This window comes from Acidovorax sp., from assembly GCF_046294525.1.
GTDB lineage: Bacteria > Pseudomonadota > Gammaproteobacteria > Burkholderiales > Burkholderiaceae_C > Acidovorax.
This window is the reverse complement of the sequence record NZ_JBKBKQ010000004.1, coordinates 21,038-42,513: the sequence shown is the minus strand read 5'-3', so window position 1 is coordinate 42,513 and position 21,476 is coordinate 21,038. Positions and strand designations below refer to the sequence as shown.

The 21,476-nt window shown below is 65.0% G+C and carries 25 protein-coding genes; 11 read left to right on the top strand and 14 right to left on the bottom strand.

Annotation, left to right across the window (positions count from 1 at the left end; translation table 11 throughout):
• Positions 1–102 precede the first annotated feature (102 nt).
• Positions 103–906 (bottom strand): ferritin-like domain-containing protein, encoded by an 804-nt coding sequence (locus tag ACK4HJ_RS06170; protein WP_409828787.1) that lies wholly within the window; start codon positions 904–906, stop codon positions 103–105.
• A gap of 115 nt (positions 907–1,021) precedes the next feature.
• On the opposite strand from ACK4HJ_RS06170, the gene ACK4HJ_RS06165 reads away from it, so the two are divergent.
• From ACK4HJ_RS06165 to ACK4HJ_RS06155, 3 genes are all read left to right on the top strand, one after another.
• Positions 1,022–1,546 (top strand): gamma carbonic anhydrase family protein, encoded by a 525-nt coding sequence (locus tag ACK4HJ_RS06165; protein ID WP_409828784.1) that lies wholly within the window; start codon positions 1,022–1,024, stop codon positions 1,544–1,546.
• A gap of 28 nt (positions 1,547–1,574) precedes the next feature.
• Positions 1,575–2,567, top strand: coding sequence for an Hsp33 family molecular chaperone HslO (locus tag ACK4HJ_RS06160; protein WP_409828782.1), 993 nt, complete (start codon positions 1,575–1,577; stop codon positions 2,565–2,567).
• A gap of 136 nt (positions 2,568–2,703) precedes the next feature.
• Positions 2,704–3,183: a CZB domain-containing protein gene (locus ACK4HJ_RS06155; RefSeq protein ID WP_409828779.1), complete on the top strand. Its 480-nt coding sequence runs from the start codon at positions 2,704–2,706 to the stop codon at positions 3,181–3,183.
• A gap of 22 nt (positions 3,184–3,205) precedes the next feature.
• Here ACK4HJ_RS06155 and ACK4HJ_RS06150 read toward each other — a convergent pair whose 3' ends face one another.
• The 6 genes from ACK4HJ_RS06150 to ACK4HJ_RS06125 all read right to left on the bottom strand — a co-directional run bounded on the left by ACK4HJ_RS06150 (position 3,206) and on the right by ACK4HJ_RS06125 (position 8,460).
• Positions 3,206–3,826 carry a hypothetical protein gene (locus ACK4HJ_RS06150; protein WP_409828776.1) on the bottom strand — a complete coding sequence of 207 codons (621 nt, stop codon included), beginning with the start codon at positions 3,824–3,826 and terminating at the stop codon, positions 3,206–3,208.
• Positions 3,827–3,864: 38 nt separating this feature from the next.
• Complete coding sequence (locus tag ACK4HJ_RS06145; protein WP_409828774.1) at positions 3,865–4,143, bottom strand: septum formation initiator family protein; 279 nt, start codon at positions 4,141–4,143, stop codon at positions 3,865–3,867.
• A gap of 104 nt (positions 4,144–4,247) precedes the next feature.
• Positions 4,248–5,534: a phosphopyruvate hydratase gene (gene eno, locus ACK4HJ_RS06140; RefSeq protein WP_409828772.1), complete on the bottom strand. Its 1,287-nt coding sequence runs from the start codon at positions 5,532–5,534 to the stop codon at positions 4,248–4,250.
• 99 nt (positions 5,535–5,633) lie between these two features.
• Positions 5,634–5,924: a DUF1330 domain-containing protein gene (locus ACK4HJ_RS06135; RefSeq protein ID WP_409828770.1), complete on the bottom strand. Its 291-nt coding sequence runs from the start codon at positions 5,922–5,924 to the stop codon at positions 5,634–5,636.
• Between the two features lie 7 nt (positions 5,925–5,931).
• On the bottom strand, positions 5,932–6,789 hold the full coding sequence (gene kdsA / locus ACK4HJ_RS06130; RefSeq protein ID WP_409828766.1) for a 3-deoxy-8-phosphooctulonate synthase: 858 nt from the start codon (positions 6,787–6,789) through the stop codon (positions 5,932–5,934).
• A 12-nt stretch (positions 6,790–6,801) separates the two neighbouring features.
• Entirely contained in the window at positions 6,802–8,460 is a 1,659-nt protein-coding gene (locus tag ACK4HJ_RS06125) for a CTP synthase (protein ID WP_409828764.1), read from the bottom strand.
• Positions 8,461–8,550: 90 nt separating this feature from the next.
• Between ACK4HJ_RS06125 and coaBC the strand changes: the two genes are divergently transcribed.
• From coaBC to ACK4HJ_RS06105, 4 genes are all read left to right on the top strand, one after another.
• The gene (gene coaBC, locus ACK4HJ_RS06120) at positions 8,551–9,774 is read left to right on the top strand and encodes a bifunctional phosphopantothenoylcysteine decarboxylase/phosphopantothenate--cysteine ligase CoaBC (protein ID WP_409828761.1); all 1,224 of its coding nucleotides are present in this window, start codon (positions 8,551–8,553) and stop codon (positions 9,772–9,774) included.
• A gap of 211 nt (positions 9,775–9,985) precedes the next feature.
• Positions 9,986–10,291: a hypothetical protein gene (locus ACK4HJ_RS06115; protein ID WP_409828758.1), complete on the top strand. Its 306-nt coding sequence runs from the start codon at positions 9,986–9,988 to the stop codon at positions 10,289–10,291.
• Positions 10,288–10,734 (top strand): dUTP diphosphatase, encoded by a 447-nt coding sequence (gene dut / locus ACK4HJ_RS06110; protein WP_409828756.1) that lies wholly within the window; start codon positions 10,288–10,290, stop codon positions 10,732–10,734. Before ACK4HJ_RS06115 ends, dut begins: the two co-directional genes overlap by 4 nt.
• A gap of 167 nt (positions 10,735–10,901) precedes the next feature.
• Entirely contained in the window at positions 10,902–11,393 is a 492-nt protein-coding gene (locus ACK4HJ_RS06105; RefSeq protein ID WP_409828753.1) for a glycine zipper 2TM domain-containing protein, read from the top strand.
• 40 nt (positions 11,394–11,433) lie between these two features.
• Here the strand turns inward: ACK4HJ_RS06105 and ACK4HJ_RS06100 are convergent, their stop codons facing one another.
• Entirely contained in the window at positions 11,434–11,958 is a 525-nt protein-coding gene (locus ACK4HJ_RS06100; RefSeq protein WP_409828752.1) for a peptidylprolyl isomerase, read from the bottom strand.
• Positions 11,959–12,009: 51 nt separating this feature from the next.
• Here ACK4HJ_RS06100 and ACK4HJ_RS06095 point away from each other — a divergent pair, with 51 nt between their 5' ends.
• From ACK4HJ_RS06095 to ACK4HJ_RS06085, 3 genes are all read left to right on the top strand, one after another.
• Positions 12,010–13,134 carry a JmjC domain-containing protein gene (locus ACK4HJ_RS06095; protein ID WP_409828749.1) on the top strand — a complete coding sequence of 375 codons (1,125 nt, stop codon included), beginning with the start codon at positions 12,010–12,012 and terminating at the stop codon, positions 13,132–13,134.
• A gap of 43 nt (positions 13,135–13,177) precedes the next feature.
• Positions 13,178–13,702, top strand: coding sequence for a hypothetical protein (locus ACK4HJ_RS06090; protein WP_409828747.1), 525 nt, complete (start codon positions 13,178–13,180; stop codon positions 13,700–13,702).
• Positions 13,703–13,905: 203 nt separating this feature from the next.
• Positions 13,906–14,160, top strand: a complete 255-nt coding sequence (locus tag ACK4HJ_RS06085) for a hypothetical protein (protein ID WP_409828745.1) — start codon at positions 13,906–13,908, stop codon at positions 14,158–14,160.
• A gap of 176 nt (positions 14,161–14,336) precedes the next feature.
• Here ACK4HJ_RS06085 and ACK4HJ_RS06080 read toward each other — a convergent pair whose 3' ends face one another.
• The 6 genes from ACK4HJ_RS06080 to ACK4HJ_RS06055 form a co-directional block, all read right to left on the bottom strand.
• Positions 14,337–15,116: an MBL fold metallo-hydrolase gene (locus ACK4HJ_RS06080; RefSeq protein WP_409828743.1), complete on the bottom strand. Its 780-nt coding sequence runs from the start codon at positions 15,114–15,116 to the stop codon at positions 14,337–14,339.
• A gap of 81 nt (positions 15,117–15,197) precedes the next feature.
• Positions 15,198–16,295: an outer membrane protein assembly factor BamC gene (bamC, locus tag ACK4HJ_RS06075; protein ID WP_409828741.1), complete on the bottom strand. Its 1,098-nt coding sequence runs from the start codon at positions 16,293–16,295 to the stop codon at positions 15,198–15,200.
• Positions 16,296–16,357: 62 nt separating this feature from the next.
• On the bottom strand, positions 16,358–17,257 hold the full coding sequence (gene dapA / locus ACK4HJ_RS06070; RefSeq protein WP_409828739.1) for a 4-hydroxy-tetrahydrodipicolinate synthase: 900 nt from the start codon (positions 17,255–17,257) through the stop codon (positions 16,358–16,360).
• A gap of 30 nt (positions 17,258–17,287) precedes the next feature.
• A complete protein-coding gene (locus tag ACK4HJ_RS06065; RefSeq protein WP_409828735.1) occupies positions 17,288–17,842 on the bottom strand; it encodes a class I SAM-dependent methyltransferase in 555 nt (184 codons plus the stop codon).
• An 86-nt stretch (positions 17,843–17,928) separates the two neighbouring features.
• Positions 17,929–18,105: a hypothetical protein gene (locus ACK4HJ_RS06060; protein ID WP_409828733.1), complete on the bottom strand. Its 177-nt coding sequence runs from the start codon at positions 18,103–18,105 to the stop codon at positions 17,929–17,931.
• A gap of 17 nt (positions 18,106–18,122) precedes the next feature.
• Positions 18,123–19,340: an MFS transporter gene (locus ACK4HJ_RS06055; protein ID WP_409828730.1), complete on the bottom strand. Its 1,218-nt coding sequence runs from the start codon at positions 19,338–19,340 to the stop codon at positions 18,123–18,125.
• A gap of 139 nt (positions 19,341–19,479) precedes the next feature.
• Between ACK4HJ_RS06055 and ACK4HJ_RS06050 the strand changes: the two genes are divergently transcribed.
• The gene (locus tag ACK4HJ_RS06050) at positions 19,480–21,459 is read left to right on the top strand and encodes a DNA topoisomerase IV subunit B (protein ID WP_409828727.1); all 1,980 of its coding nucleotides are present in this window, start codon (positions 19,480–19,482) and stop codon (positions 21,457–21,459) included.
• The last annotated feature ends 17 nt before the right edge of the window (positions 21,460–21,476 follow it).

The window sequence follows — 21,476 nt, the reverse complement described above, 5'->3', positions numbered from 1 at the left end:
GCCCACCGGCAAACTGGGCCATCCCCGCAGAGTGCTGCAATGTGCATTTGCCTTCGCACAGGGCAGCGCATCGAAAAGCGATTCGGCCAAGGTTTGCATGGCTCAGGCCTGCTGCAGCCAGCGCAGCTCGGTGTCGGTAAAGCCTGCTTTGCGGCGTGCGGCCTCGTTGAACGGGGGCTTCAGGCGAGGGGCTTCGTATTGGCGCACAAGGGTGCCGTAGTGGCTTTCAGGGTTCAGGCCCTCGCGTTCGCACAGCCACCGGTACCAATGGTTGCCGATGGCGACGTGGCCCACCTCGTCGCGCAGGATGATGTCCAGAATGTCCACGGCGGCCAGGGCGTCGGGGGTGCCTACCTGGCGCAGCTTGGCCTGGATCTGGGGCGTGGCGTCCAGGCCGCGCGCCTCCAACGTGCGGGGGACCAGGGCCATGCGGGCCACGATGTCGTGCTGGGTTTTCTCGCACATCGTCCACAGCCCCTGGTGGGCCGGGAAGTCGCCATAGTCATGCCCCTGCAGGCGCAGGTGGTCGCGCAGAAGCCTGAAGTGCCTTGCCTCTTCGCCGGCCACCAGCATCCAGTCCGTGTAGTAGGCGGCGGGCATGCCATCAAACCGCCAGACGGCGTCCAGCGCGAGGTTGATGGCGTTGAATTCGATGTGGGCAATGGCGTGGATCAGCACGGCGCGGCCCTCTGCCGTGGCGGGGGACCGGCGTGCCACCTCGGTGTGGCGTAGCAGCGTAGGACGGGCGGGGCGGCCAGGCAGGACGCTGGCGTCGGAAGGTGCGTCGGGCGCGGAGTCTGCTATCGAAAGAGTAGCTGCTTGCGCTTGCAGTTCAAGCGCTGCGGCCGCTTTTTGTTCGGGGTCTGCAAGGCACAAGACCTGCAGTGCACGGTGGCGAAGCTCCATCCTTACAATTCTAGGCCTTGCCATCGGAGCGAAGACACACGCTTTGTAACGATTGGCGACCTCTTCAGGGGCGCCCCGCCAGGGGCCGCCCCTCAACTTTTTGCGGAGTGGGTGCATGGCAATCTACGAACTGGACGGCGTGGCGCCAAAGCTGGCGGCATCGGCCTGGGTGGCCGACAGCGCGCAGGTGATGGGCAACGTGGTGCTGGGCGAGGACGCAAGCGTGTGGTTTGGCACGGTGGTGCGCGGCGACACCGAGAGCATCACCATTGGCGCGGGCTCGAATATTCAGGATGCGAGCGTGCTCCATGCCGACATCGGCAAGCCCCTGGTGGTGGGCGAACGGGTCACCGTGGGCCACCAAGTGATGCTGCACGGCTGCACCATTGGCGACGAGTCGCTGATCGGCATCGGCGCCGTGGTGCTCAACGGCGCGAAGATCGGCAAACACTGCCTGGTGGGCGCGGGTGCGCTGGTCACCGAGGGCAAGGAGTTTCCCGATGGCTCCATGATCATTGGCAGCCCCGCCAAGGCCGTGCGCCAGCTCACGCCCGAGCAGATCGAGGGCCTGCGCCAGAGCGCGCAGCACTACATTGACAACGCGCGCCGGTTTCAGACCGGCCTGCACAAGATCGGCTGAAGGCCGAATTTTTTCTGGAACCCCCTGCGTGTCTGAACTCCACAAGTTTCTTTTTGATGGCCTGCCGGTGCGCGGCATGATTGTGCGCCTGACCGATGCCTGGACCGAGATCCAGCGCCGCCGCGCCAGCAACACCACCACCGGCGCCTACCCCGCGCCCGTGAGCGAGCTGCTGGGCGAGATGGCCGCGGCGGGCGTGCTGATGCAGTCCAACATCAAGTTCAACGGCGCGCTGGTGCTGCAGGTGTTTGGCGATGGCCCCGTCAAGCTGGCTGTGGCCGAGGTGCAGTCGGACCTGAGCCTGCGCGCCACCGCCACCATCAACGGCGAAGTGCCCGAGGGCGCGCGCCTGAGCCAGATGGTGAATCTGGGCGGCGGTGGCCGTTGCGCCATCACGCTGGACCCCAAGGACCGGCACCCCGGCCAGCAGCCTTACCAGGGCGTGGTGCCGCTGCATGGTGACCGGCACGAGAAGCTCGAACGCCTGTCGGACGTGCTTCAGCATTACATGCTGCAGTCCGAGCAGCTCGACACCATCCTGGTGCTGGGGGCCAACGAGCAGGTGGCCGCAGGCCTGTTGATCCAGCGCATGCCCATCAAGGGCGAGGGCAACCTGGCCGCCGGCCTCTCGCACCGTGAGAACGAAGACCAGATCGGCCACAACGAGGACTACAACCGTATTGCGCACCTGGCCTCCAGCCTGACCCGCGAAGAATTGCTGACGCTGGACGTGGACACCATCCTGCGCCGTCTTTTCTGGGAAGAGAAGCTGCTGCGCTTCGAGCCGCAGCTGGGTGCCGACGGCCCGCGTTTTGCCTGCACCTGCAGCCGCGAGCGCGTGAGCAACATGCTGCGCAACCTGGGCGCTGGAGAGGCCGAAAGCATCCTGGCCGAGCGTGACGATATCGAGGTGGGGTGCGAGTTCTGCGGCCAGCAATATCGGTTCGACGCCGTGGATGCCGCCCAGATCTTTGTGCCGCCGAGTTCCGCTCAACCCCCCGGCCCGACGGGTCTCCAGTAGCCTGGAGCCTCCAACCCCCACGCCGGTGCAGCGCTGACCATCGTTGACAATCTTCAGACGCTTCCCCGCCTAACATCCCGGTCCATGCAAACCGCTGCCGCCCGTATTCCGGGTCTGCCGGTCCAACGAGGGTGTCATGGAGATTTTTCGCCGAGTCTTGGGAGGGGTACGCCATGCGCGTGGGGCAGAGGTGCCGCTTGCGCTGTCCGACAGCGGGGCGGCTGCTGATTCGCGCCGCCCCGAAACCCTGCTGGCGGCGCTGGACATCGACGCGGCCATCAACGCGCACGAGCGATGGAAAGACCGGCTGATGGACTACCTGGAAGGCCGCACCACCTACGGCGTGGACCCGGCTCTGGTGCGGCGCGACACGCACAGCGCACTGGGCCGCTGGCTGCATGGCGTGGGTGGGGAACTGCTGGGCGACCAGCCCGCCTTTGCGCTGCTGCTGGCCCGGCACCGGTATTTTCACGAGCAGGCAGCCAGCCTGGTCGAACTGGCCCAGCACGGTGAATGGGACAAGGCGGTGCAGGTGCTAAACGGTGGCTACCGCTATGGATCCAGCCAGGTGGTGCTGCTGCTCAAGGAGCTCAAGCGCGGGCTCAGCCAGGGATAACAAAACTCCTGCGCGTCGGTCGTCAGCGCGCATCCCCAGCCTGGGCTGCAACCAGCGCCGTGAACAGGCGGTGCTCACACTCCGGGTCGCTGCATTTCTCGCAGTCCCATGCGCGCAGTCGGACGCGCCGCGGGTTGGCATCCTCCGTGTTTATATTTGTATCGAATCCGGCTCTAGCGCTTTCTGGATAAGCGCTGAAAGCTATTGATTTTATAGCATTCAAGGCAGTGTCCACCCGGCGCTTGCCTTGTCCATACACGACGTGGAACACCACTCCCGCGTTCGCCAGGGCCGCACGCAAAAGCGCATCGCAGGCCTCCTGTGACATGCCGTGTGAGGTGCCGGGCGGCACCTGCCAGTGCGACGGGGGCGCTTCATCCAGACCCATCAGCAGCGTGAGTTGGGCACGCTGGTGCAGTTCCAGCGCAGCGGCCACAGCGCCGCTGTTGTGGCTGAAAGGCGGAGGTGGGGAGGGGGATTGCGTTGTCGCAAGGGCGCAGGTCAGTGCATCCAGCAGCGCGGTCGAGGGGCACAGGGTGGCTGCACCCGCTGCAAGGCGCTGCCGAAGCGCCTCGGCCAGTGGGGCTGCGCCCGTGCAGGGGGCGCCCACCAGGGCAATCAAAGGAGGGGTTGCAGGAGCCATGGGTGAAGAGGTGCGGCCGTGCGAGGGGGCCGCGCCGTTCAGCGGGGCGTGAACTGCACGTAGATCTCGTTGGGCTTGACCATGCCCAGCTCGCTGCGTGCCTTTTCTTCGACCATGTCCAGGCCTTCCTTCAGGTCGTGCACCTCGGACGCCAAGCGTTCATTGGCCTGCCGCGCCTGGTCATTGGCCGCCTTTTGCACATCGATTTGCCGGTGCATTTCGTTGACGCGCGGCACGCTGCCTCGCCCCAGCCAAAGTTGGGCGTGCAGTGCCGCCAGCAGGGCAAGCAGGATGACGGGCACGAGGCGGGAGCCCATGGCCTATTCCTTGGCTCGAGGCTTGGCCGCAGGGCCGCCCCATGGCAAAGCGCGGCTCCCTTGAAAGGTAAGAAGCCACACGCTGTGGGCGACCAACGGGGCCATTACTTCAGGTTGTAGAACGCAGCGCGGCCAGGGTACTGCGCGATTTCGCCCAGGTCTTCTTCGATGCGCAGCAACTGGTTGTACTTGGCGATGCGGTCCGAGCGCGACAGCGAGCCGGTCTTGATCTGGCCGGCATTGGTGCCCACCGAGATGTCGGCAATGGTGCTGTCTTCGGTCTCGCCCGAGCGGTGCGAGATCACGGCGGTGTAGCCCGCGCGCTTGGCCATCTCGATGGCGGCAAACGTTTCGGTCAGCGTGCCGATCTGGTTGATCTTGATGAGGATCGAGTTGGCGATGCGCTTGTCGATGCCTTCCTTCAGGATCTTGGTGTTGGTCACGAACAGGTCGTCGCCCACCAGCTGCACCTTGTCACCCAAGCGTTCGGTAAGAATCTTCCAGCCATCCCAGTCGCCTTCGTGCATGCCGTCTTCGATGCTGATGATCGGGTACTTGTCCACCCAGGCCGCCAGCATGTCCGTCCATTGCTGCGCAGTCAGCTTGAGGCCGCCTTCGCCTTCCAGCACGTACATGCCGTCCTTGTAGAACTCGCTCGCGGCGCAGTCCAGGCCCAGGGCGATCTGCTCGCCCGCCGTGTAGCCAGCGGCTTCGATGGCTTGCAGGATGAGGCGGATGGCTGCTTCGTGGTTCTCGACGGAGGGAGCAAAGCCGCCTTCGTCGCCCACGGCGGTGCTGATGCCCTTGTCGTGCAGGATCTTCTTCAGGGCGTGGAACACCTCGGCGCCCCAGCGCACGGCTTCGCGGAACGTGGGTGCGCCCACGGGGATGATCATGAACTCCTGCAGGTCCAGGCTGTTGTTGGCATGGGCGCCGCCGTTGATCACGTTCATCATGGGCACGGGCAGTTGCACGCTGCCCATGCCGCCCAGGTAGCGGTACAGGGGCAGGCCGGACTCTTCGGCGGCGGCGCGGGCCACGGCCATCGACACGGCCAGCATGGCGTTGGCGCCCAGGCGGCTCTTGTTCTCGGTGCCGTCGAGGTCGATCAGGGTCTTGTCCAGGAAGGCCTGCTCGGAGGCATCCAGGCCCAGCACGGCTTCGCTGATCTCGGTGTTGATGTATTCCACGGCCTTGAGCACGCCCTTGCCCAGGTAGCGGCCCTTGTCACCGTCGCGCATTTCAATGGCTTCGCGGCTGCCGGTGGAGGCGCCCGAAGGCACGGCGGCCCGGCCCATCACGCCCGATTCGAGCAACACGTCGCATTCGACGGTGGGGTTGCCGCGGCTGTCCAGAATCTCGCGACCGACGATGTCAACGATGGCACTCATGGTTTTCCTTTTGCAGAAGTTTTAAATCAAATCGGGCTCTAACGCTTGCCCAGTAAGCGCTAGAAGCTATCAATAGGTGAGCGGTAACCGCAGCGTGAATCAGACACCCTCGACGCACACCATGCGCATGATGGCTGCGCCTTCGCGGGCGGCTCTGGCCTTTTGGTACTCGGGCGTGTCGTAGAAGGCGCGCGCGGCCTCGAAGCTTGGGAACTTCAGCAGCACTGTGCGGCCTGGGTTCCAGTCGCCTTCCAGCACTTCCACCTTGCCGCCGCGAATGCACACCTCGGCGCCATGCGCCTGCATGGCCAGCGTGCTCCACTTCTTGTACTCCTCGTACTGCTCGGGGTTGGTGACGGTGACGGATGCGATGACGTAACCACTGCTCATGATGTCTTCAGGCTCCAAAGTTGTTTTCGAGGAATCCGTTTTTCTTGGTGATGTCGTCGAGCGCCACCAAGGTTTCCAGCAGCGCCTTCATGTGCTTGAGCGGCACGGCGTTGGGGCCGTCCGACCAGGCTTCGGCAGGGCGGGGATGGGTTTCCATGAACAGGCCCGCCACACCCACGGCCACGCCAGCACGCGCCAGCACGGGCACCATGTCGCGCGCGCCGCCGCTTACGGCGCCCAGGCCGCCGGGCTTTTGCACCGAGTGGGTCACGTCGAACACCACGGGTGCGCCGGAGTTGCGCATCTCGGCCAAGCTGGTCATGTCGGCCACCAGGTTGTTGTAGCCAAAGCTCACGCCGCGCTCGCAGGCCAGGAAGCGGTCTTCCGACAGGCCGACTTCGGCCGCAGCAGCGCGGGCTTTGTCGATGACGTTCTTCATGTCCCACGGCGCCAGGAACTGGCCCTTCTTGATGTTCACCGGCTTGCCGCTTTGCGCCACGGCGCGGATGAAGTCCGTCTGGCGGCACAGGAAGGCAGGCGTCTGCAGCACATCGACCACGCTGGCCACCTCGGCCACGTGCGAGGTGTCGTGCACATCGGTCAGGATGGGCAGCCGCAGCTGGCGGCGTACTTCGTCCAGGATCTTGAGGCCCGCATCCAGGCCCACACCACGCTTGCTGGTGCCGGACGAGCGGTTGGCCTTGTCGAACGAACCCTTGTAGATCAGCGGAATGCCCAGCGGCGCACAGGCTTCCTTGAGTTGGCCTGCGACCTCCATCGACATCTCCAGACCTTCGATGGAGCAGGTGCCGGCGATCAGAAAAAAGCGCTGGTCGAGGCCGACGTTGAATCCGCACAGCTGCATGGTGAGGTCCCTTTACGCCTTCTTGGCGGCTTGCTGGTGTTCCACGGCCGCCTTGATGAAGGCGTTGAACAGCGGGTGGCCGTTCCAGGGCGTGGACTTGAACTCGGGGTGGAACTGCACGCCGATGAACCAGGGGTGCACGCTTTGCGGCAGCTCCACGATCTCTGTGAGCTGCTCGCGCTGCGTGAGGGCCGAGATCACGAGGCCTGCCTTGCGCAGCTGGTCCAGGTAGTTCACGTTGGCTTCGTAGCGGTGGCGGTGGCGTTCGGTCACCACATCGCCGTAGATGCTGTGGGCCAGCGTGTCCTTGGACACGTCGGAGCTTTGTGCGCCCAGGCGCATGGTGCCGCCCAGGTCGGAGTTCTCGTCGCGCGTCTTGATGGTGCCGTCGGCGTCCTTCCACTCGGTGATCAGCGCGATCACGGGGTGGGGCGTGGTCGGGTCGAATTCGGTGCTGTTGGCGTTGGCCAGGCCAGCCACGTGGCGGGCGTATTCGATCGTGGCCACCTGCATGCCCAGGCAGATGCCCAGGTAAGGCACCTTGCGCTCGCGGGCAAACTGGGCCGTGGCGATCTTGCCTTCCACGCCGCGCTGGCCGAAGCCGCCGGGCACCAGGATGGCGTCGTACTTGGCCAGTTTTTGCGCGGCGTCCGCGCCTTCGATGGTTTCGGAATCGACGTGCTCAATCTTCACGCGCACATGGTTCTTCATGCCCGCGTGGCGAAGGGCTTCGTTCACCGACTTGTAGCTGTCCGACAGGTCCACGTACTTGCCCACCATGGCGATAGTGACTTCGCCTTGCGGATGCTCGGTCTCGTGCACCAGGTCGTCCCAACGCTTGAGGCTGGTGGGCGGCGTGTTCAGGCGCAGCTTGTCGCAGATCAGGCCGTCCAGCCCCTGCTCGTGCAGCATGCGGGGCACCTTGTAGATGGTGTCCACGTCCCACATGCTGATCACGCCCCATTCGGGCACATTGGTGAACAGGCTGATCTTGGCGCGCTCTTCTTCAGGGATGCGGCGGTCGGCGCGGCACAGCAGGGCGTCGGCCTGGATGCCGATTTCGCGCAGCTTCTGCACCGTGTGCTGGGTGGGCTTGGTCTTGAGCTCGCCCGCTGCCGCAATCCAGGGCAGGTAGGTCAGGTGCACAAAGGCCGTATTGTTGGGGCCCATGCGCAGGCTCATCTGGCGCACGGCTTCGAGGAAGGGCAGCGATTCAATGTCGCCCACCGTGCCGCCGATCTCGACGATGGCCACATCCACGGCGTCGGGCGTGCCGATGCCGGCGCCGCGCTTGATGAATTCCTGGATCTCGTTGGTGACGTGGGGGATGACCTGCACGGTCTTGCCCAGGTAGTCGCCGCGGCGTTCCTTCTCCAGCACGGACTGGTAAATCTTGCCCGTGGTGAAGTTGTTGGTTTTCTTCATGCGCGTTTCGATGAAACGCTCGTAGTGGCCCAGGTCGAGGTCGGTCTCGGCCCCGTCATCGGTCACGAAGACTTCGCCATGCTGGAAGGGCGACATCGTGCCGGGGTCGACGTTGATGTAGGGGTCTAGCTTGATGAGGGTGACTTTGAGTCCCCGCGATTCGAGGATCGCGGCAAGGGAGGCTGAGGCGATTCCCTTACCGAGGGAAGACACCACACCGCCGGTGACGAAGACAAATTTGGTCATGTCTTTTTTGGTGGTGGGAAATCGGGATTATAGAGGGCCGCCCTGCGCGCCCCTTTCTCGACAGGGCAACCCGTCTGCTAAATTCGCCCCATGAATGAGCTTGCTGGCAAACACATTGTTCTGGGTCTGAGCGGGGGCGTGGCTTGCTACAAGGCGGCCGATCTGTGCCGCCAGCTCGTCAAGGAGGGTGCCACGGTTCAGGTGGTCATGACCGCGGCAGCCGAGCAGTTCATCACGCCGGTCACCATGCAGGCGCTGTCCGGGCGCACGGTCTATGGCTCGCAGTGGGATCCCCGCGAGCCCAACAACATGCCCCACATCAATTTGAGCCGCGAGGCGGATGCGATCCTGATCGCGCCCTGCAGCGCGGACTTTGTCGCGCGCCTGGTGCAGGGCAGGGCGGACGAGCTGCTGAGTCTGCTGTGCCTGGCGCGCCCCGCACAGCGTGTGCCCCTGCTGTTGGCGCCTGCCATGAACCGCGAGATGTGGGCGCACCCTGCCACACAGCGCAACTTGACCCAGGTGGCGCAGGACGGCGCTGTGGTGCTGGGCGTGGGCAACGGTGACCAGGCCTGTGGCGAAACCGGCGATGGCCGCATGCTGGAGCCGCTGGAGCTTTTGGACGAGCTGATCGCCTTTTTTACGCCGAAGCGGCTGGCTGGGCAAAAGGTGCTTGTCACTGCCGGACCGACCTTTGAAGCGATGGACCCGGTGCGGGGCATCACCAACCACTCCAGCGGAAAAATGGGGTTTCACATTGCACGTGCGGCCCGCGAGGCCGGCGCCGAGGTGACGCTGGTAGCGGGCCCGGTGCACCTACCCACGCCACGGGGTGTTCGGCGTGTGAACGTGCAGTCGGCCCGGCAGATGCTCGCGGCGGTGGAGCAACACGTGAACGCCGCTTCAGTGTTTATTGCCACGGCTGCAGTGGCGGACTGGCGCCCGGCGCAGGCTGCGGAGCAAAAAATCAAGAAGGACGGCTCGGGGTTGGCTCCCACCCTGGACTTTGCCGAGAACCCTGACATCCTCGCATCGGTTGCCCAGTCGGAACGAGCGCGCAGCGGTGCGCTGTACTGCGTAGGTTTCGCCGCAGAAAGCCACGATCTGCTGGCCCACGCTACAGCCAAGCGCGCGCGCAAGCAGGTGCCGTTGCTGGTGGGCAATATCGGCCCCGCAGCGTTTGGCCAGGACGACAACGCGCTGCTACTGGTCGATGCCAACGGTCACCGGGAACTGCCTCACGCGTCCAAGCGGGTGCTGGCCCGGCAGTTGGTGGAAGAGATCGCGGCGCGGCTGCCGCCACGGCATCTCTGAATGTCCTTGCTGCCCGGGAGCATGTATGAGAACTGGCGCCACCAAACCCGAATGGGACACGCCGCCCCACGGCGATTTCGCGAGCTACGTGGAGCGGCTCACGGCATCCCCACCACCAGCTAAGCCCCCCAAAAACCACTCGGCGGCTCGGGCAGGTCGCGCGGCGCCTGCGCCGCAGTCTGCGGGCTCCGCTGTTGCTGGAACCACGGGCTTGCCCCCCGACCTTGTTGTGGCCCTACAGCCGATCATGGGCGCACTGCGCGCCGCGCGTGCGGCGTTGCTGGTGTTTACCGCGCTGCATGCCGCCGCTTTATTTGTATTCGGCCAGGGCTCTGTGCCCGGTCTGATGGTGATGGCGTTGTTGTGGTGGGGCCTGGGGCGTCTTCTGCAGATGACGCCCGCATCCGTGTCACAGGGCGCCAGCGCCGCCACCGGAAAGCCCGGCTTGGAGCCCTTGCAGGAGCGACTGCGGCAGGTAGCCGATCAGCGCAATACAGGAAAGAAGAAACGACCGTGAAGATTGATGTGAAGATTCTGGATCCGCGCATGGCGGATCAGTTGCCCACCTATGCCACCCCGGGCAGCGCTGGCCTGGACCTGCGCGCGTGTTTGGATGCACCGCTGACCTTGCAGCCCAATGCATGGCAACTCGTCCCCACGGGCATCTCGATGTACATCAAGGACCCGGGCTACGCGGCGCTGATCCTGCCCCGCTCGGGCCTGGGCCACAAGCATGGGATCGTGCTGGGCAATCTGGTGGGACTGATCGACAGCGACTACCAGGGGCAGTTGATGGTGAGCGCCTGGAACCGCAGCAGCGTGGCCTTCACGCTTGAGCCCATGGAGCGGCTTGCGCAACTGGTCATCGTGCCTGTGGTGCAGGCGCAGTTCAACGTGGTCACCGAATTCCCCGCCACCGAGCGTGGCGAGGGTGGCTACGGCTCTACCGGCACGGCCTGACAAGCGTGTAGGTCGCGGCTTACTTCTCGTAAGGTCTGTTACTGACGGGCAGGGGTTCTTCGGGTCTACGCTTGCAACCCTTGGGACGTTGTTCCAATCAAGGCAGAGCGTAGCGAGGCGAGACTATCGATCGCCCTGCGCCCGCCTTTGAATCAAGGAGATCCAAAATGCTGAACATTCCTCGTCCTTTTGCCGTTGTTGGTGCCCTGGCGCTGGTGGGTTCGTTGGCTGCGTGCGGCCACAACCCGCCCCCACCGCAGTATTCAGGCGGTTACCAGACGCCTGCTCCCGCGTATCCGTCCAACCCTGCTGGCACCGAATACGGGCGTGTCTCCAACATTGAGGTGCTGCAAGGCCGTGCGCAGGGTCAAACCTCGGGCGGCGGCGCGATTTTGGGCGCTGTCGTGGGTGGCGTTCTGGGCAACCAGGTCGGCAAGGGCTCCGGTCGCGCAGCCGCCACCGCCGTGGGCGTGCTGGGTGGCGCCGTGGCAGGCAACGCGATCGAAGGCCGCAACAACAGCAACGAGTATGCGCAGGGTTACCGCCTGTCGGTTCAACTGGACCACGGCGGCTACCGCGTCTATGACGTGAGCTCGCCCGGCGACCTGCGCATTGGCGACCGTGTGCGTCTGTACAACGGCCAGATCTCCCGCATCTAAAACGCCATCTCGTGCCGGCTCACATCGAGTCGGCAGGATCTCAATGTAGAAGTGAGTTGCCAGGGGCCTGGGGTTCGATGCGGAAGAACCCGGTTCCGGCCGTGCCGCGCCCAATTTCCTCTTCCGTCGCTTCGCGCACGGATTGCACCGTCAGTTGCAAGCGTAGCGCTATGCCGGCCAGCGGGTGGTTGCCGTCAAGCACCACATGCTCGGGGTAGATTTCCGTCACGGTGTAAAGCCCGCTGCGCGGCGCGTCCGGATTGCAGTCCGCTGGGAGCGCGGTGCCTTCAAACGTCATGCCCTCTTCAATCTCTGCCGGAAACAGCGTGCGGGGTTCCAGAAACAGTAACTGGTCGTTGAAGTCTCCAAACGCGTCCTCAGGCTCCAGGTGAAGGGCCAGCGTTGCACCTGAGCCATGGCCTTGCAGGGCTTCTTCAATACGCGGCAGCAGGTCGTCTCCGCCAATCAAGAACTCTACGGGATCATCCAGCACGTCCAGCTCTTCGCCCAGCGTGTCTTTCAAGATCCAGGTCAGTGCGACCACACATTGTTGGGTAATTTCCATAGGAGAATTGTCGCAGCTTGACCGATTGCCTCTGCGGGCGTGAATGATTCCATGGATATCCAGCAACCTTTGTCCCTTCTGGGCGGCCTCACTCCGGCCCAGTTCATGCGTCGCCACTGGCAAAAGAAGCCTTTGCTCGTGCGCCAGGCCATCCCCCAGTTTTCTCCCCCTGTTCAGCGGGCTGAACTGTTTGCGCTAGCCGCGCATGAAGGTGTGGAATCCCGTCTGGTGCAGCGCGTGAAGGGGGCATGGAAATTGCGCCACGGCCCATTCAGCCGCCGCGCATTGCCCTCGCTGCAGCAGCCGGATTGGACGCTGCTTGTGCAGGGGGTGGATTTGCACAATGACGCGGTGCACGCGCTGCTGCAGCAGTTCCGTTTTGTGCCCGACGCGCGCCTGGACGATCTGATGATCAGCTACGCCAGCCCGGACGGCGGGGTGGGCCCGCATTTCGATAGCTATGACGTGTTTTTGCTCCAAGCCCACGGCCAGCGGCGCTGGCGTATCGGGCGGCAGAAGGACCTGACGCTGCGGGACGGTCTTCCGCTCAAGGTGCTGGAGAATTTCGAGCCGGAAGAAGAGTATGTGCTGGAGCCGGGCGACATGTTGTATCTGCCTCCGCGCTATGCCCATGACGGTATTGCGCAGGGCGAATGCATGACATATTCGATTGGATTTAGAGCCCCCGCGCGGGCCGAGCTGGCGCAAGAGTTGATGGCGCGCTTGGCCGAAGACGCGGCGGATGACGACAACACACCGCTCTATGCGGACGCGGGTCAACCTGCTGTGCCGCATGCGGCCGCCATTCCGGCCAATCTGCAGGACTTTGCGCGCGCAGCGCTGACCCGGGCGCTGGCACAGCCGCAGGCTTTGGAGCGCGCGTTGGGGGAATATCTGACCGAGCCCAAGGCCAGTGTGTGGTTTGAGCCGGGCGACCCCGGGGTCATGCTGGAAGGCGTGCGGCTGGACCGCCGCACCCGCATGATGTACGACGCCAAGCACGTTTTCATCAACGGCGAGAGCTACCTGGCGGGTGGACGCGATGCGACGCTGATGCGGCGCCTTGCCGATGAGCGGCAGCTTGCCGCGCGGGACCTCGCGCGGGCGAGCGATGACGCGCTGGAGCTGCTTTCGTCCTGGTGCGATGCGGGCTGGGCCCACACATGGAGCGCATAGCGCGGCGGACGGTGCCGCTTTCTTGCTGAAAGGATGTCTGGACATGACTGACCTGCCCGCCACCCCCGCCCCGTCAAACGGCAGTGACCTGCCCACCGGCAGATTCAGCAGCCGCGAGGCTTTCCAGCAGATGGTGCGCGACGCCTTTGCCACGGCTGCGCGCGAGGGCTGGCAGGAAATCATCATCAGCGACGCCCATTTCCACGACTGGCCTTTGGGCGAGCGCAGCGTGGTCGAGGCCTTGCAGGAGTGGGCGCACGGCAGCCGCCGTTTCACCATGCTCGCCTGCAGCTATGACGACGTGATCCGCCGCCATGCGCGTTTTGTGCGCTGGCGCGGCACCTGGGACCACATCATCACCTGCCGGCGCAGCCCGGCTGCGGACCCGCTCGACATTCCCAGTGCGCTGTGGTCGCCGCACTGGGTACTGCACCGCCTGGACCCGGAGCGTTGCGTGGGGGTGACCGGCACCGAGCCCGATCGCCGCATGCTGCTGCGCGAGACATTGAACGAATGGGTCCGCGGCAAAAGCGCGCCAGGTTTTCCGGCCACTACCCTGGGGCTTTAGAACAGCGTCGCGCTTCTAGCGCTGCGTCAAGTGTCCGTAAAGCTTTCGTCAGTGTTAGTCAGTATTGACTAAATGCCAATATAATCCGGGGTTGCGCCAAAAAGGTGCAATCCAAGTGCATCGTGCCAATGCGTACCGGGGCTTCTGACAGGCCTGACGCCGTGGCTTTTCAAGATTCTGTCTGTCCAACTAGGAACATCTCAATGAAGAACTCTCTCGTTCTGGCCGCCCTGATCGCTGCTGCTGCACTCGCCGCCTGTGGCAAGAAGGAAGAACCCGCTCCAGCACCCGCTCCCGCTCCTGTGGAAGCACCTGCGCCAGCCGCTATGCCTGCCGCCTCCGAAGCTGCTCCAGTGGCTTCCGACGCAGCTTCCGCTCCTGCAGCTGACGACGCTGCCAAGGCCGCTGCTGACGCTGCTGCTTCTGCCGCTACCGGCGCTGCTTCCGAAGCCAAGTAATCATTGACTGGACCTTTGGCGCCTCCTCTGCCTTCGGGCGGGTAGGCGTTCCAGGCAAAGCCCCGTACCTGTACAGGACGGGGCATTTTTTTTGCCTGTGCGCGCCTGCCTGAGCGGTCGCTGCTGCGGTCGCTGCTGCGGTCGCTGGCAGACAAGCGGCACGGCACCGGGCCGCGTCAGCCCACGCTCAGCCAGTCAGTGCCATCCAGCGGGTCCGCCACCGCCACCCGCTCCTCCGCCCACCCCAGCGCCTCCGAGAGCGCCTGGCGGGCCAGCGCCGGCGCGTTGTTGCGCGCGCTGAGGTGGGCTGCCACCACACACTGCAGGCCGTCGTGCCGCACAGCGCGCACGATGTCGGCGCTGGCGGCGTTGGCCAGGTGACCAAACCGGCCGCCCACTCGGCGCTTTAAAAATGTCGGGTAGCTGGACGCGGCCAGAAGATCGGGGTCGTGGTTGGCTTCGATCATCAACGCGTGGCAGCCTTCCAGTTGGCGCAGCACGTGGTCGCTCGCATGGCCGAGATCCGTCATCACGCACAGCGATGCTGTGCCGTCGCTGCACCGCAACTGCAGCGGTTCCCGCGCGTCGTGGGGCACGGTGAAGGGCAGGGCGGTGAATGTGGCCAGATCAATGGGTTCCATGTCCCGTGCCACGCGCAGCCATTCGCCCAGGTCCGGCGCGCCCAGTGCGGCGTGCGTGCCCGCGCTCATCCACACCGGGATGCCGTAGCGCACCGCCAGCTTCTGCGCACAGCCGACGTGGTCGGAGTGCTCGTGCGTGATGAACACGGCGTCGATGTCTTCAATGGACAGCGCTGCCAATTCCAGGCGGGACTGCAGCTGACGGATGCCAAAGCCGCAGTCCACCAGCAGGCGGCTCACCTGCGTGCCTCTGGCGCCTTCCACTACGGTGGCGTTGCCCGTGCTGCCGCTTCCCAGGTTCTTGAATCGCAGCATGAAAAAGCCGTGGCGGAGAACAACGCGGGGCGACCAGGGCAATGCCCTGTCGCCCCGCGATGAAGATAAAGAGTAAGTGTCTTACTTGAGGTCGTCAGCGATCACGCGGACGATGCGTTCTGCATTGGCCGACGACTCGGGGGCGCCGGCTTCGTTGAGCACAGACACCGTGGTGGATTCACCCTGGCTGCGCAGCACGATGCGGAACTTGAGCGGCGGGGTAGCGGACGACGAGCTGCTGAACAGCTTGCTGAAGAAGCCGGGCTCCTTTTTGTCGGCGTTGGGCGCCACATAGCGCACAAAGTAGGTGCCTTCATTGCGGTTGCGGTCTTCGACGGTGAAGCCCGTGCGGTCCAGCGCCAGGCCGACACGGCGCCATGCGCGGTCAAAGCCCTCGTCCATCTGCACCACGGGCACGTTGTTGACCGTGGTGGCGCGGGCCGTGGGCGTGCGCGGGGTCGCAGCGGCGGCCACGACGGCCTTGGACTGCTCCTGGCTCACACCCAGCTTGACCATCAGGCGGCGCAGGAATTCGGTTTCCAGTTCCGGGTCGGACGGCCGAGGCTGCCAGACGGTGTTGTCCTTGGTTTGCGTGCCATACACCTCGACCATGCCGCGGTGGGTGATGTAGATCTCTGTGCCGCCGCTGGCATTGCGTTCTAGGCGGGTGCGGAACTTGTCACGCTCGCCGGTGGAATACAGTGAATCCAGCAGCTTGCCCAGCGTGGAGCGGATGAAATCCTGAGGCAGCTTGGCCCGGTTTTCGGCCCAGTCGGTTTCCATGATGCCCACGTTGGCGTCTGCCTGTTCCAGATTGAAGCCGCTTTCCTGCCAGAAGTCGCGCACAGGCTCCCACAGCTTGTCGGCCGGGCGGTTGACGACCAGCCAGCGCTGGTTGCCGTCGCGCTCGATGCGGACGTCACCCAACTGTGCAGCGGCGGCATTGGCCGTGCCCGAGGGCTGGGCGGCCTGGCCGGCCTGCAGCGCGGCGGCCGACACGGCGCCCCCGGGGATGGCATAGCGGGAGTCGCGCGAGAGTTGCGTGAGGTCCGGAGGGACTTCCAGGGTGGAGCCCTTGGTAGCGCTCTTGTAGTCGATCTTGTCGCCTTCCAGGGCGGCGCAGGCGGACAAGGCCGTGGCAAGGGCCAGCAGGCTCAGGCGGGTGATAGCAGCGTTCACGCGGAAATCCTTGGGAAGTACAAACAAAGTGTCTCGGAGGGCCGGGTGCGGCCCGGGTTCGATCAGGCGAGCAGGCCGCTGTTGCGCAGCGCAGCTTCGACGACGGCTTCGTTGCTGCCGGACAGTGGCGTCATGGGCAGGCGCAGTGTGCCGCCACACAGACCCATGCGGGCCATGGCCCACTTGACGGGGATGGGGTTGGCCTCGACGAACAGGTGCTTGTGCACGGGCATCAGCTTGAACTGGATTTCCATAGCGCGGCGCGCGTCGCCAGCCAGGGCGGCCACGCACAGCTCGTGCATCAGGCGAGGCGCGACGTTGGCCGTCACGCTGATGTTGCCCTGGCCGCCGCACAGCATCAGGGCCACGGCGGTGGGGTCGTCGCCCGAATACACGGCAAAACCCTTGGGCACATCGCGGATGAGCCATTGGGCGCGTTCGATGTTGCCGGTGGCTTCCTTGATGCCGATGATGCCGGGCACCTGGGCCAGGCGCAGCACGGTGTCGTGCTGCATATCGGCCACTGAGCGGCCGGGCACGTTGTACAGCACGATGGGCAGGTCGCCCGTTGCCTCGGCAATGGCCTTGAAGTGCTGGTACTGGCCTTCTTGCGTGGGCTTGTTGTAGTAGGGCACGACTTGCAACTGGCTGTCGGCGCCCACGCCGCGGGCAAACTTGGCCAGCTCGATGGCTTCGGCCGTGGAGTTGGCGCCGCAGCCGGCCATGATGGGTACGCGCTTGGCCGATTGTTCGACCGCGACGCGGATGATTTCGCAGTGTTCTTCGACATTGACCGTAGGCGACTCGCCCGTGGTGCCCACCACGCCGATGCAGTCGGTGCCTTCGGCGATGTGCCAGTCGATGAGTTTGCGCAGGGTGGGGTAGTCCACGCTACCGTCCTCGTGCATGGGTGTGACGAGGGCGACGATGCTGCCGGTAAGGGGGACGGAGGGAAGGGTCATGTCCGCAGGGGTAAACGGTAAAAGGGCATTCTAACTAGGCGACACCCGCAAAAGATGTCGTGAGGGTGCGGCCGCGCCCGGGAGTTCCCGCACCGCCGTGATGCGCTGCACAAATCGGTCGGGGTTTTGCTGGAAGCCGTGTTCGTACGCCACCACGCGCAGACCGGCGCACGCGGCGATGAGTTCGCCCGGCGCCAGCAGGAACTCCGGCCGCGCCGGGCGGCCCACCGTTTCGTTGCCCTGCGCAAAGGTTTCATAGATCAGCACGCCGCCCGGCGCCACGCTGCCCACCAGGGTGGGCAGCAGCGGGCGCCACAGGTAGTTGGTGACCACCACTGCGCCAAACGTGCGCCCGGCCAGGGGCCACGGGCCGTGCTCAATGTCGGCGAGCAGCATCTCGCCCAGGCCCTCGCATGCGTCCAGAGCCTCGGCCGAGCGGTCCACCCCCACCACGCGGTGCCCCAGGCCGTGCAGCCAGCGCAGGTGCCGCCCCGCGCCGCAGGCCACGTCCAGCGCCACGCTGCCGGGCTCGATCAGGTGCGACCAGCGGCGGACCCACTCGGAAGGCGCTTCAGTACCGTGCATGTGGATAGTTCAAAAATGATAGCTGCCAGCGCTTGATGGATCAGCGCTAGCGGCCAAAAAGGCTTGGAATCAGTGGTGGTGGGCGCTCAAAAGCAGGCCCACACCTGGTCGGCCAGCATCACCATGAAGTCTGGCGCCGTGTACAGGCCAAACACCAGCAGGCAGGCGATCACCGCCAGCGATCCCCATACCCACGCCTTCCAAGACCTCCCGCGCGCAGCGGCATTGGCAGGTAGTTGGGGGGCGGCGGCGTGGGGCGGCATGGCGACGGTCGTGAAGGTCAGGCCGGCTGGGGGGCTGAGCGCTGGATGGGACTTTCCTTGACGGGCAGGTTCACCAGGCCGGCAAACACGCCCAGGGCGATGGCGATGTACCAGACGATATCGTAGCTGCCCGTGGCGTCATACAGGTAGCCGCCCAGCCAGACGCCCAGGAAGCTGCCGATCTGGTGGCTGAAAAACACAAAGCCGCCCAGCATGGACAAATGCTGAACGCCAAAGATCTGCGCAATGGTGGCGTTGGTGGGCGGAATGGTGGACAACCAGAGCGTGCCCATCACCGCCGAGAACACGTACACCGACAGCGGCGACAGCGGCGCGATGAGGAACACGGTGATGGCGGCGGCCCGCGCAAAGTAGATGAACGCCAGGATGTAGCGCTTGGGCAGGCGCTGGCCCAGCGTGCCGGCCACATAAGTGCCCAGCACGTTGAACAGCCCGATCAGCGCCAGCGCATAGCTGGCCACCTGGGGCGACAGGCCATGGTCCTTGAGGTAGCTGGGCATGTGCACGCCGATGAACACCACCTGGAAGCCACAAACGAAGTAGCCCGCCATGAGCAGGTTGAAGCTTGGATAGCGGAACGCCTCGTAGAGCGCCTGCGCAATCGTCTGCTCGCGTTTGACCGGAGCCGCCCCCTTGAAGCCCGGTTCCCGCAGGCCAAAGGCCAGCGGCACGATCAGCAGCACCGCCATCGACAGCGCCAGTAGCGCCTGCTGCCAGCCCAGGCCTGCAATCAGCCAGCCTTCGACTGGCACCATCAGGAACTGGCCGAACGAGCCGGCCGCCGCCGCCACGCCCATGGCCCACGATCTTTTCTCGGGCGCGATCTGCCGGCCCAGCACGCCGTAGATCACGGCGTAGGTGGTGCCGGCCTGCGCCGCACCGATCAGCACACCCGCGGTCAGCGCAAACAGCGTGGGGGTGGGCGACAGCGCCATGCCCGCCAGCCCCAGGCCGTACAGCACGGCGCCGCCGATGAGCACGCGGAACGCGCCAAACCGGTCGGCCACCATGCCCGCGAAGATGCCGATCAGGCCCCAGGACAGGTTCTGGATGGCAATGGCCAGGGCGAACGACTGGCGGCTCCAGCCCATTTCCTGTGTGATGGGCAGCAGCCACAGGCCAAAGCCGTGGCGAATGCCCATGGACAGCGTGACGATGGCCGCGCCGCACGCAAGCACCTGGAACATGGACAGTTTGGGCTGATTCATATGCATGCGCAGGAATGTAGCCAGTTTGCGTGAAACGCGCTGATACAGGTGCAATCGAACGCGACCAGTACAGTGCACCCGCCGGTGTTGTGATGCTGGTTTTTTATCCAGCCCTGTCCGGCTTGGCGCACTACAATCCGCGCCCATGGCAGTCAAACCCGCTTCCGCACCCACCGAATATTCCGAAGGCTCGATCCGTGTGCTCAAGGGCCTGGAGCCCGTCAAGCAGCGCCCGGGCATGTACACCCGCACCGACAACCCCCTGCACATCATCCAGGAGGTGCTGGACAACGCGGCCGATGAGGCCTTGGCCGGACACGGCAAGAAAATCAAGGTCACCCTGCACATCGACGGCTCGGTGAGCGTAGAGGACGACGGGCGCGGCATTCCCTTCGGCATGCACCCCGAGGAAAAGGCGCCCGTGATCGAGCTGGTCTTTACCCGGCTGCACGCGGGCGGCAAGTTCGACAAGGGCAAGGGCGGCGCTTACAGCTTCTCGGGCGGCCTGCACGGCGTGGGCGTGAGCGTGACCAATGCGTTGGCCACGCGGCTGGAGGCCACCAGCCACCGCGAGGGCAAACTGGCACGGCTGGTGTTCTCGGGCGGCGACGTGGTGGAGCCACTGGTGGCGCGCCCGCTGGAAGCGGGCGAGCGCAAGCAGGGCACCACCGTGCGCGTGTGGCCGGACGCCAAATATTTCGAATCCAGCAGCCTGCCCATGGGTGAGCTCACCCACCTGCTGCGCAGCAAGGCGGTGCTGATGCCCGGGGTGTCCGTCTCCCTGGTCAACGAGAAAACCCGCGACACTCAGACTTGGCAGTACAAAGGCGGCCTGCGCGACTACCTGATGCAGACGCTGTCGGCAGACCCCGTGATCCCGCTGTTTGAGGGCGAGGGTTACGCCGACCGCCACAGCGAGAGCTTTGCCGAGGGCGAGGGCGCGGCCTGGTGCGTGGCTTTTACCGAAGACGGCCAGCCCATGCGCGAGAGCTACGTCAACCTGATCCCTACCAGCGCAGGTGGCACGCACGAAAGCGGCCTGCGTGACGGCCTGTTCAACGCCGTAAAGAGCTTCATCGAACTGCACAGCCTGCTGCCCAAGGGCGTCAAGCTGCTGCCCGAAGACGTGTTCGCGCGCGCCAGCTACGTGCTGTCGGCCAAGGTGCTGGACCCGCAGTTCCAGGGCCAGATCAAGGAGCGGCTGAACTCGCGCGATGCCGTGCGCCTGGTCAGCGGTTTTGTGCGCCCTGCACTCGAACTTTGGCTCAACCAGCACGTGGACTACGGCAAGAAGCTGGCCGAGCTGGCCATCAAGGCCGCGCAGACCCGCCAGAAGGCGGGCCAGAAGGTCGAAAAGCGCAAGGGCTCCGGCGTGGCCGTGTTGCCCGGCAAGCTCACCGACTGCGAAAGCCGCGACCTGTCGCACAACGAAGTATTTCTGGTGGAGGGCGACTCGGCCGGCGGCAGCGCCAAGATGGGCCGCGACAAGGAAAGCCAAGCCATCCTGCCACTGCGCGGCAAGGTGCTCAACACCTGGGAGGTGGAGCGCGACCGCCTGTTTGCCAACAACGAGATCCACGACATCTCCGTGGCCATTGGCGTGGACCCGCACGGGCCGAATGACACGCCCGACCTGAGCGGCCTGCGCTACGGCAAGGTCTGCATCCTGTCAGACGCCGACGTGGACGGCTCGCACATCCAGGTGCTGCTGCTCACGCTGTTCTTCCGCCACTTTCCCAAGCTCATCGAGGCCGGGCACATCTACGTGGCGCGCCCCCCGCTGTACCGTGTGGACGTGCCCGCCCGTGGCAAGAAGCCCGCCGCCAAGCTGTACGCACTGGACGACGGCGAACTGGCCGCCATCCTCGACAAGGCTGAAAAGGATGGCGTGTCGCGCGAGAAGTGCCAGATCAGCCGATTCAAGGGCCTGGGCGAGATGAACGCGGAACAACTGTGGGAAACCACACTCAACCCCGACACCCGCCGCCTGCTGCCCGTGCAGCTGGGCGACCTTGATTTCGCCGCCACCGAAGGCCTCATCACCAAGCTCATGGGCAAGGGTGAAGCAGCCGCCCGCCGCGAGCTGATGGAGCTGCACGGGGATGCGGTCGAGATCGACATCTGATCGATTTGGATCTGGCT

Excerpts from the sequence above, each read along its gene's own strand:
- ACK4HJ_RS06170 (WP_409828787.1), bottom strand. The coding sequence starts at position 906 with ATGGAGCTTCGCCACCGTGCACTGCAGGTCTTGTGCCTTGCAGACCCC.
- ACK4HJ_RS06165 (WP_409828784.1), top strand. The coding sequence starts at position 1,022 with ATGGCAATCTACGAACTGGACGGCGTGGCGCCAAAGCTGGCGGCATCG.
- ACK4HJ_RS06155 (WP_409828779.1), top strand. The coding sequence starts at position 2,704 with ATGGAGATTTTTCGCCGAGTCTTGGGAGGGGTACGCCATGCGCGTGGG.
- ACK4HJ_RS06150 (WP_409828776.1), bottom strand. The coding sequence starts at position 3,826 with ATGGCTCCTGCAACCCCTCCTTTGATTGCCCTGGTGGGCGCCCCCTGC.
- ACK4HJ_RS06145 (WP_409828774.1), bottom strand. The coding sequence starts at position 4,143 with ATGGGCTCCCGCCTCGTGCCCGTCATCCTGCTTGCCCTGCTGGCGGCA.
- eno (WP_409828772.1), bottom strand. The coding sequence starts at position 5,534 with ATGAGTGCCATCGTTGACATCGTCGGTCGCGAGATTCTGGACAGCCGC.
- ACK4HJ_RS06135 (WP_409828770.1), bottom strand. The coding sequence starts at position 5,924 with ATGAGCAGTGGTTACGTCATCGCATCCGTCACCGTCACCAACCCCGAG.
- kdsA (WP_409828766.1), bottom strand. The coding sequence starts at position 6,789 with ATGCAGCTGTGCGGATTCAACGTCGGCCTCGACCAGCGCTTTTTTCTG.
- ACK4HJ_RS06125 (WP_409828764.1), bottom strand. The coding sequence starts at position 8,460 with ATGACCAAATTTGTCTTCGTCACCGGCGGTGTGGTGTCTTCCCTCGGT.
- coaBC (WP_409828761.1), top strand. The coding sequence starts at position 8,551 with ATGAATGAGCTTGCTGGCAAACACATTGTTCTGGGTCTGAGCGGGGGC.
- ACK4HJ_RS06105 (WP_409828753.1), top strand. The coding sequence starts at position 10,902 with ATGCTGAACATTCCTCGTCCTTTTGCCGTTGTTGGTGCCCTGGCGCTG.
- ACK4HJ_RS06100 (WP_409828752.1), bottom strand. The coding sequence starts at position 11,958 with ATGGAAATTACCCAACAATGTGTGGTCGCACTGACCTGGATCTTGAAA.
- ACK4HJ_RS06095 (WP_409828749.1), top strand. The coding sequence starts at position 12,010 with ATGGATATCCAGCAACCTTTGTCCCTTCTGGGCGGCCTCACTCCGGCC.
- ACK4HJ_RS06090 (WP_409828747.1), top strand. The coding sequence starts at position 13,178 with ATGACTGACCTGCCCGCCACCCCCGCCCCGTCAAACGGCAGTGACCTG.
- ACK4HJ_RS06085 (WP_409828745.1), top strand. The coding sequence starts at position 13,906 with ATGAAGAACTCTCTCGTTCTGGCCGCCCTGATCGCTGCTGCTGCACTC.
- ACK4HJ_RS06080 (WP_409828743.1), bottom strand. The coding sequence starts at position 15,116 with ATGCTGCGATTCAAGAACCTGGGAAGCGGCAGCACGGGCAACGCCACC.
- dapA (WP_409828739.1), bottom strand. The coding sequence starts at position 17,257 with ATGACCCTTCCCTCCGTCCCCCTTACCGGCAGCATCGTCGCCCTCGTC.
- ACK4HJ_RS06065 (WP_409828735.1), bottom strand. The coding sequence starts at position 17,842 with ATGCACGGTACTGAAGCGCCTTCCGAGTGGGTCCGCCGCTGGTCGCAC.
- ACK4HJ_RS06060 (WP_409828733.1), bottom strand. The coding sequence starts at position 18,105 with ATGCCGCCCCACGCCGCCGCCCCCCAACTACCTGCCAATGCCGCTGCG.
- ACK4HJ_RS06055 (WP_409828730.1), bottom strand. The coding sequence starts at position 19,340 with ATGCATATGAATCAGCCCAAACTGTCCATGTTCCAGGTGCTTGCGTGC.
- ACK4HJ_RS06050 (WP_409828727.1), top strand. The coding sequence starts at position 19,480 with ATGGCAGTCAAACCCGCTTCCGCACCCACCGAATATTCCGAAGGCTCG.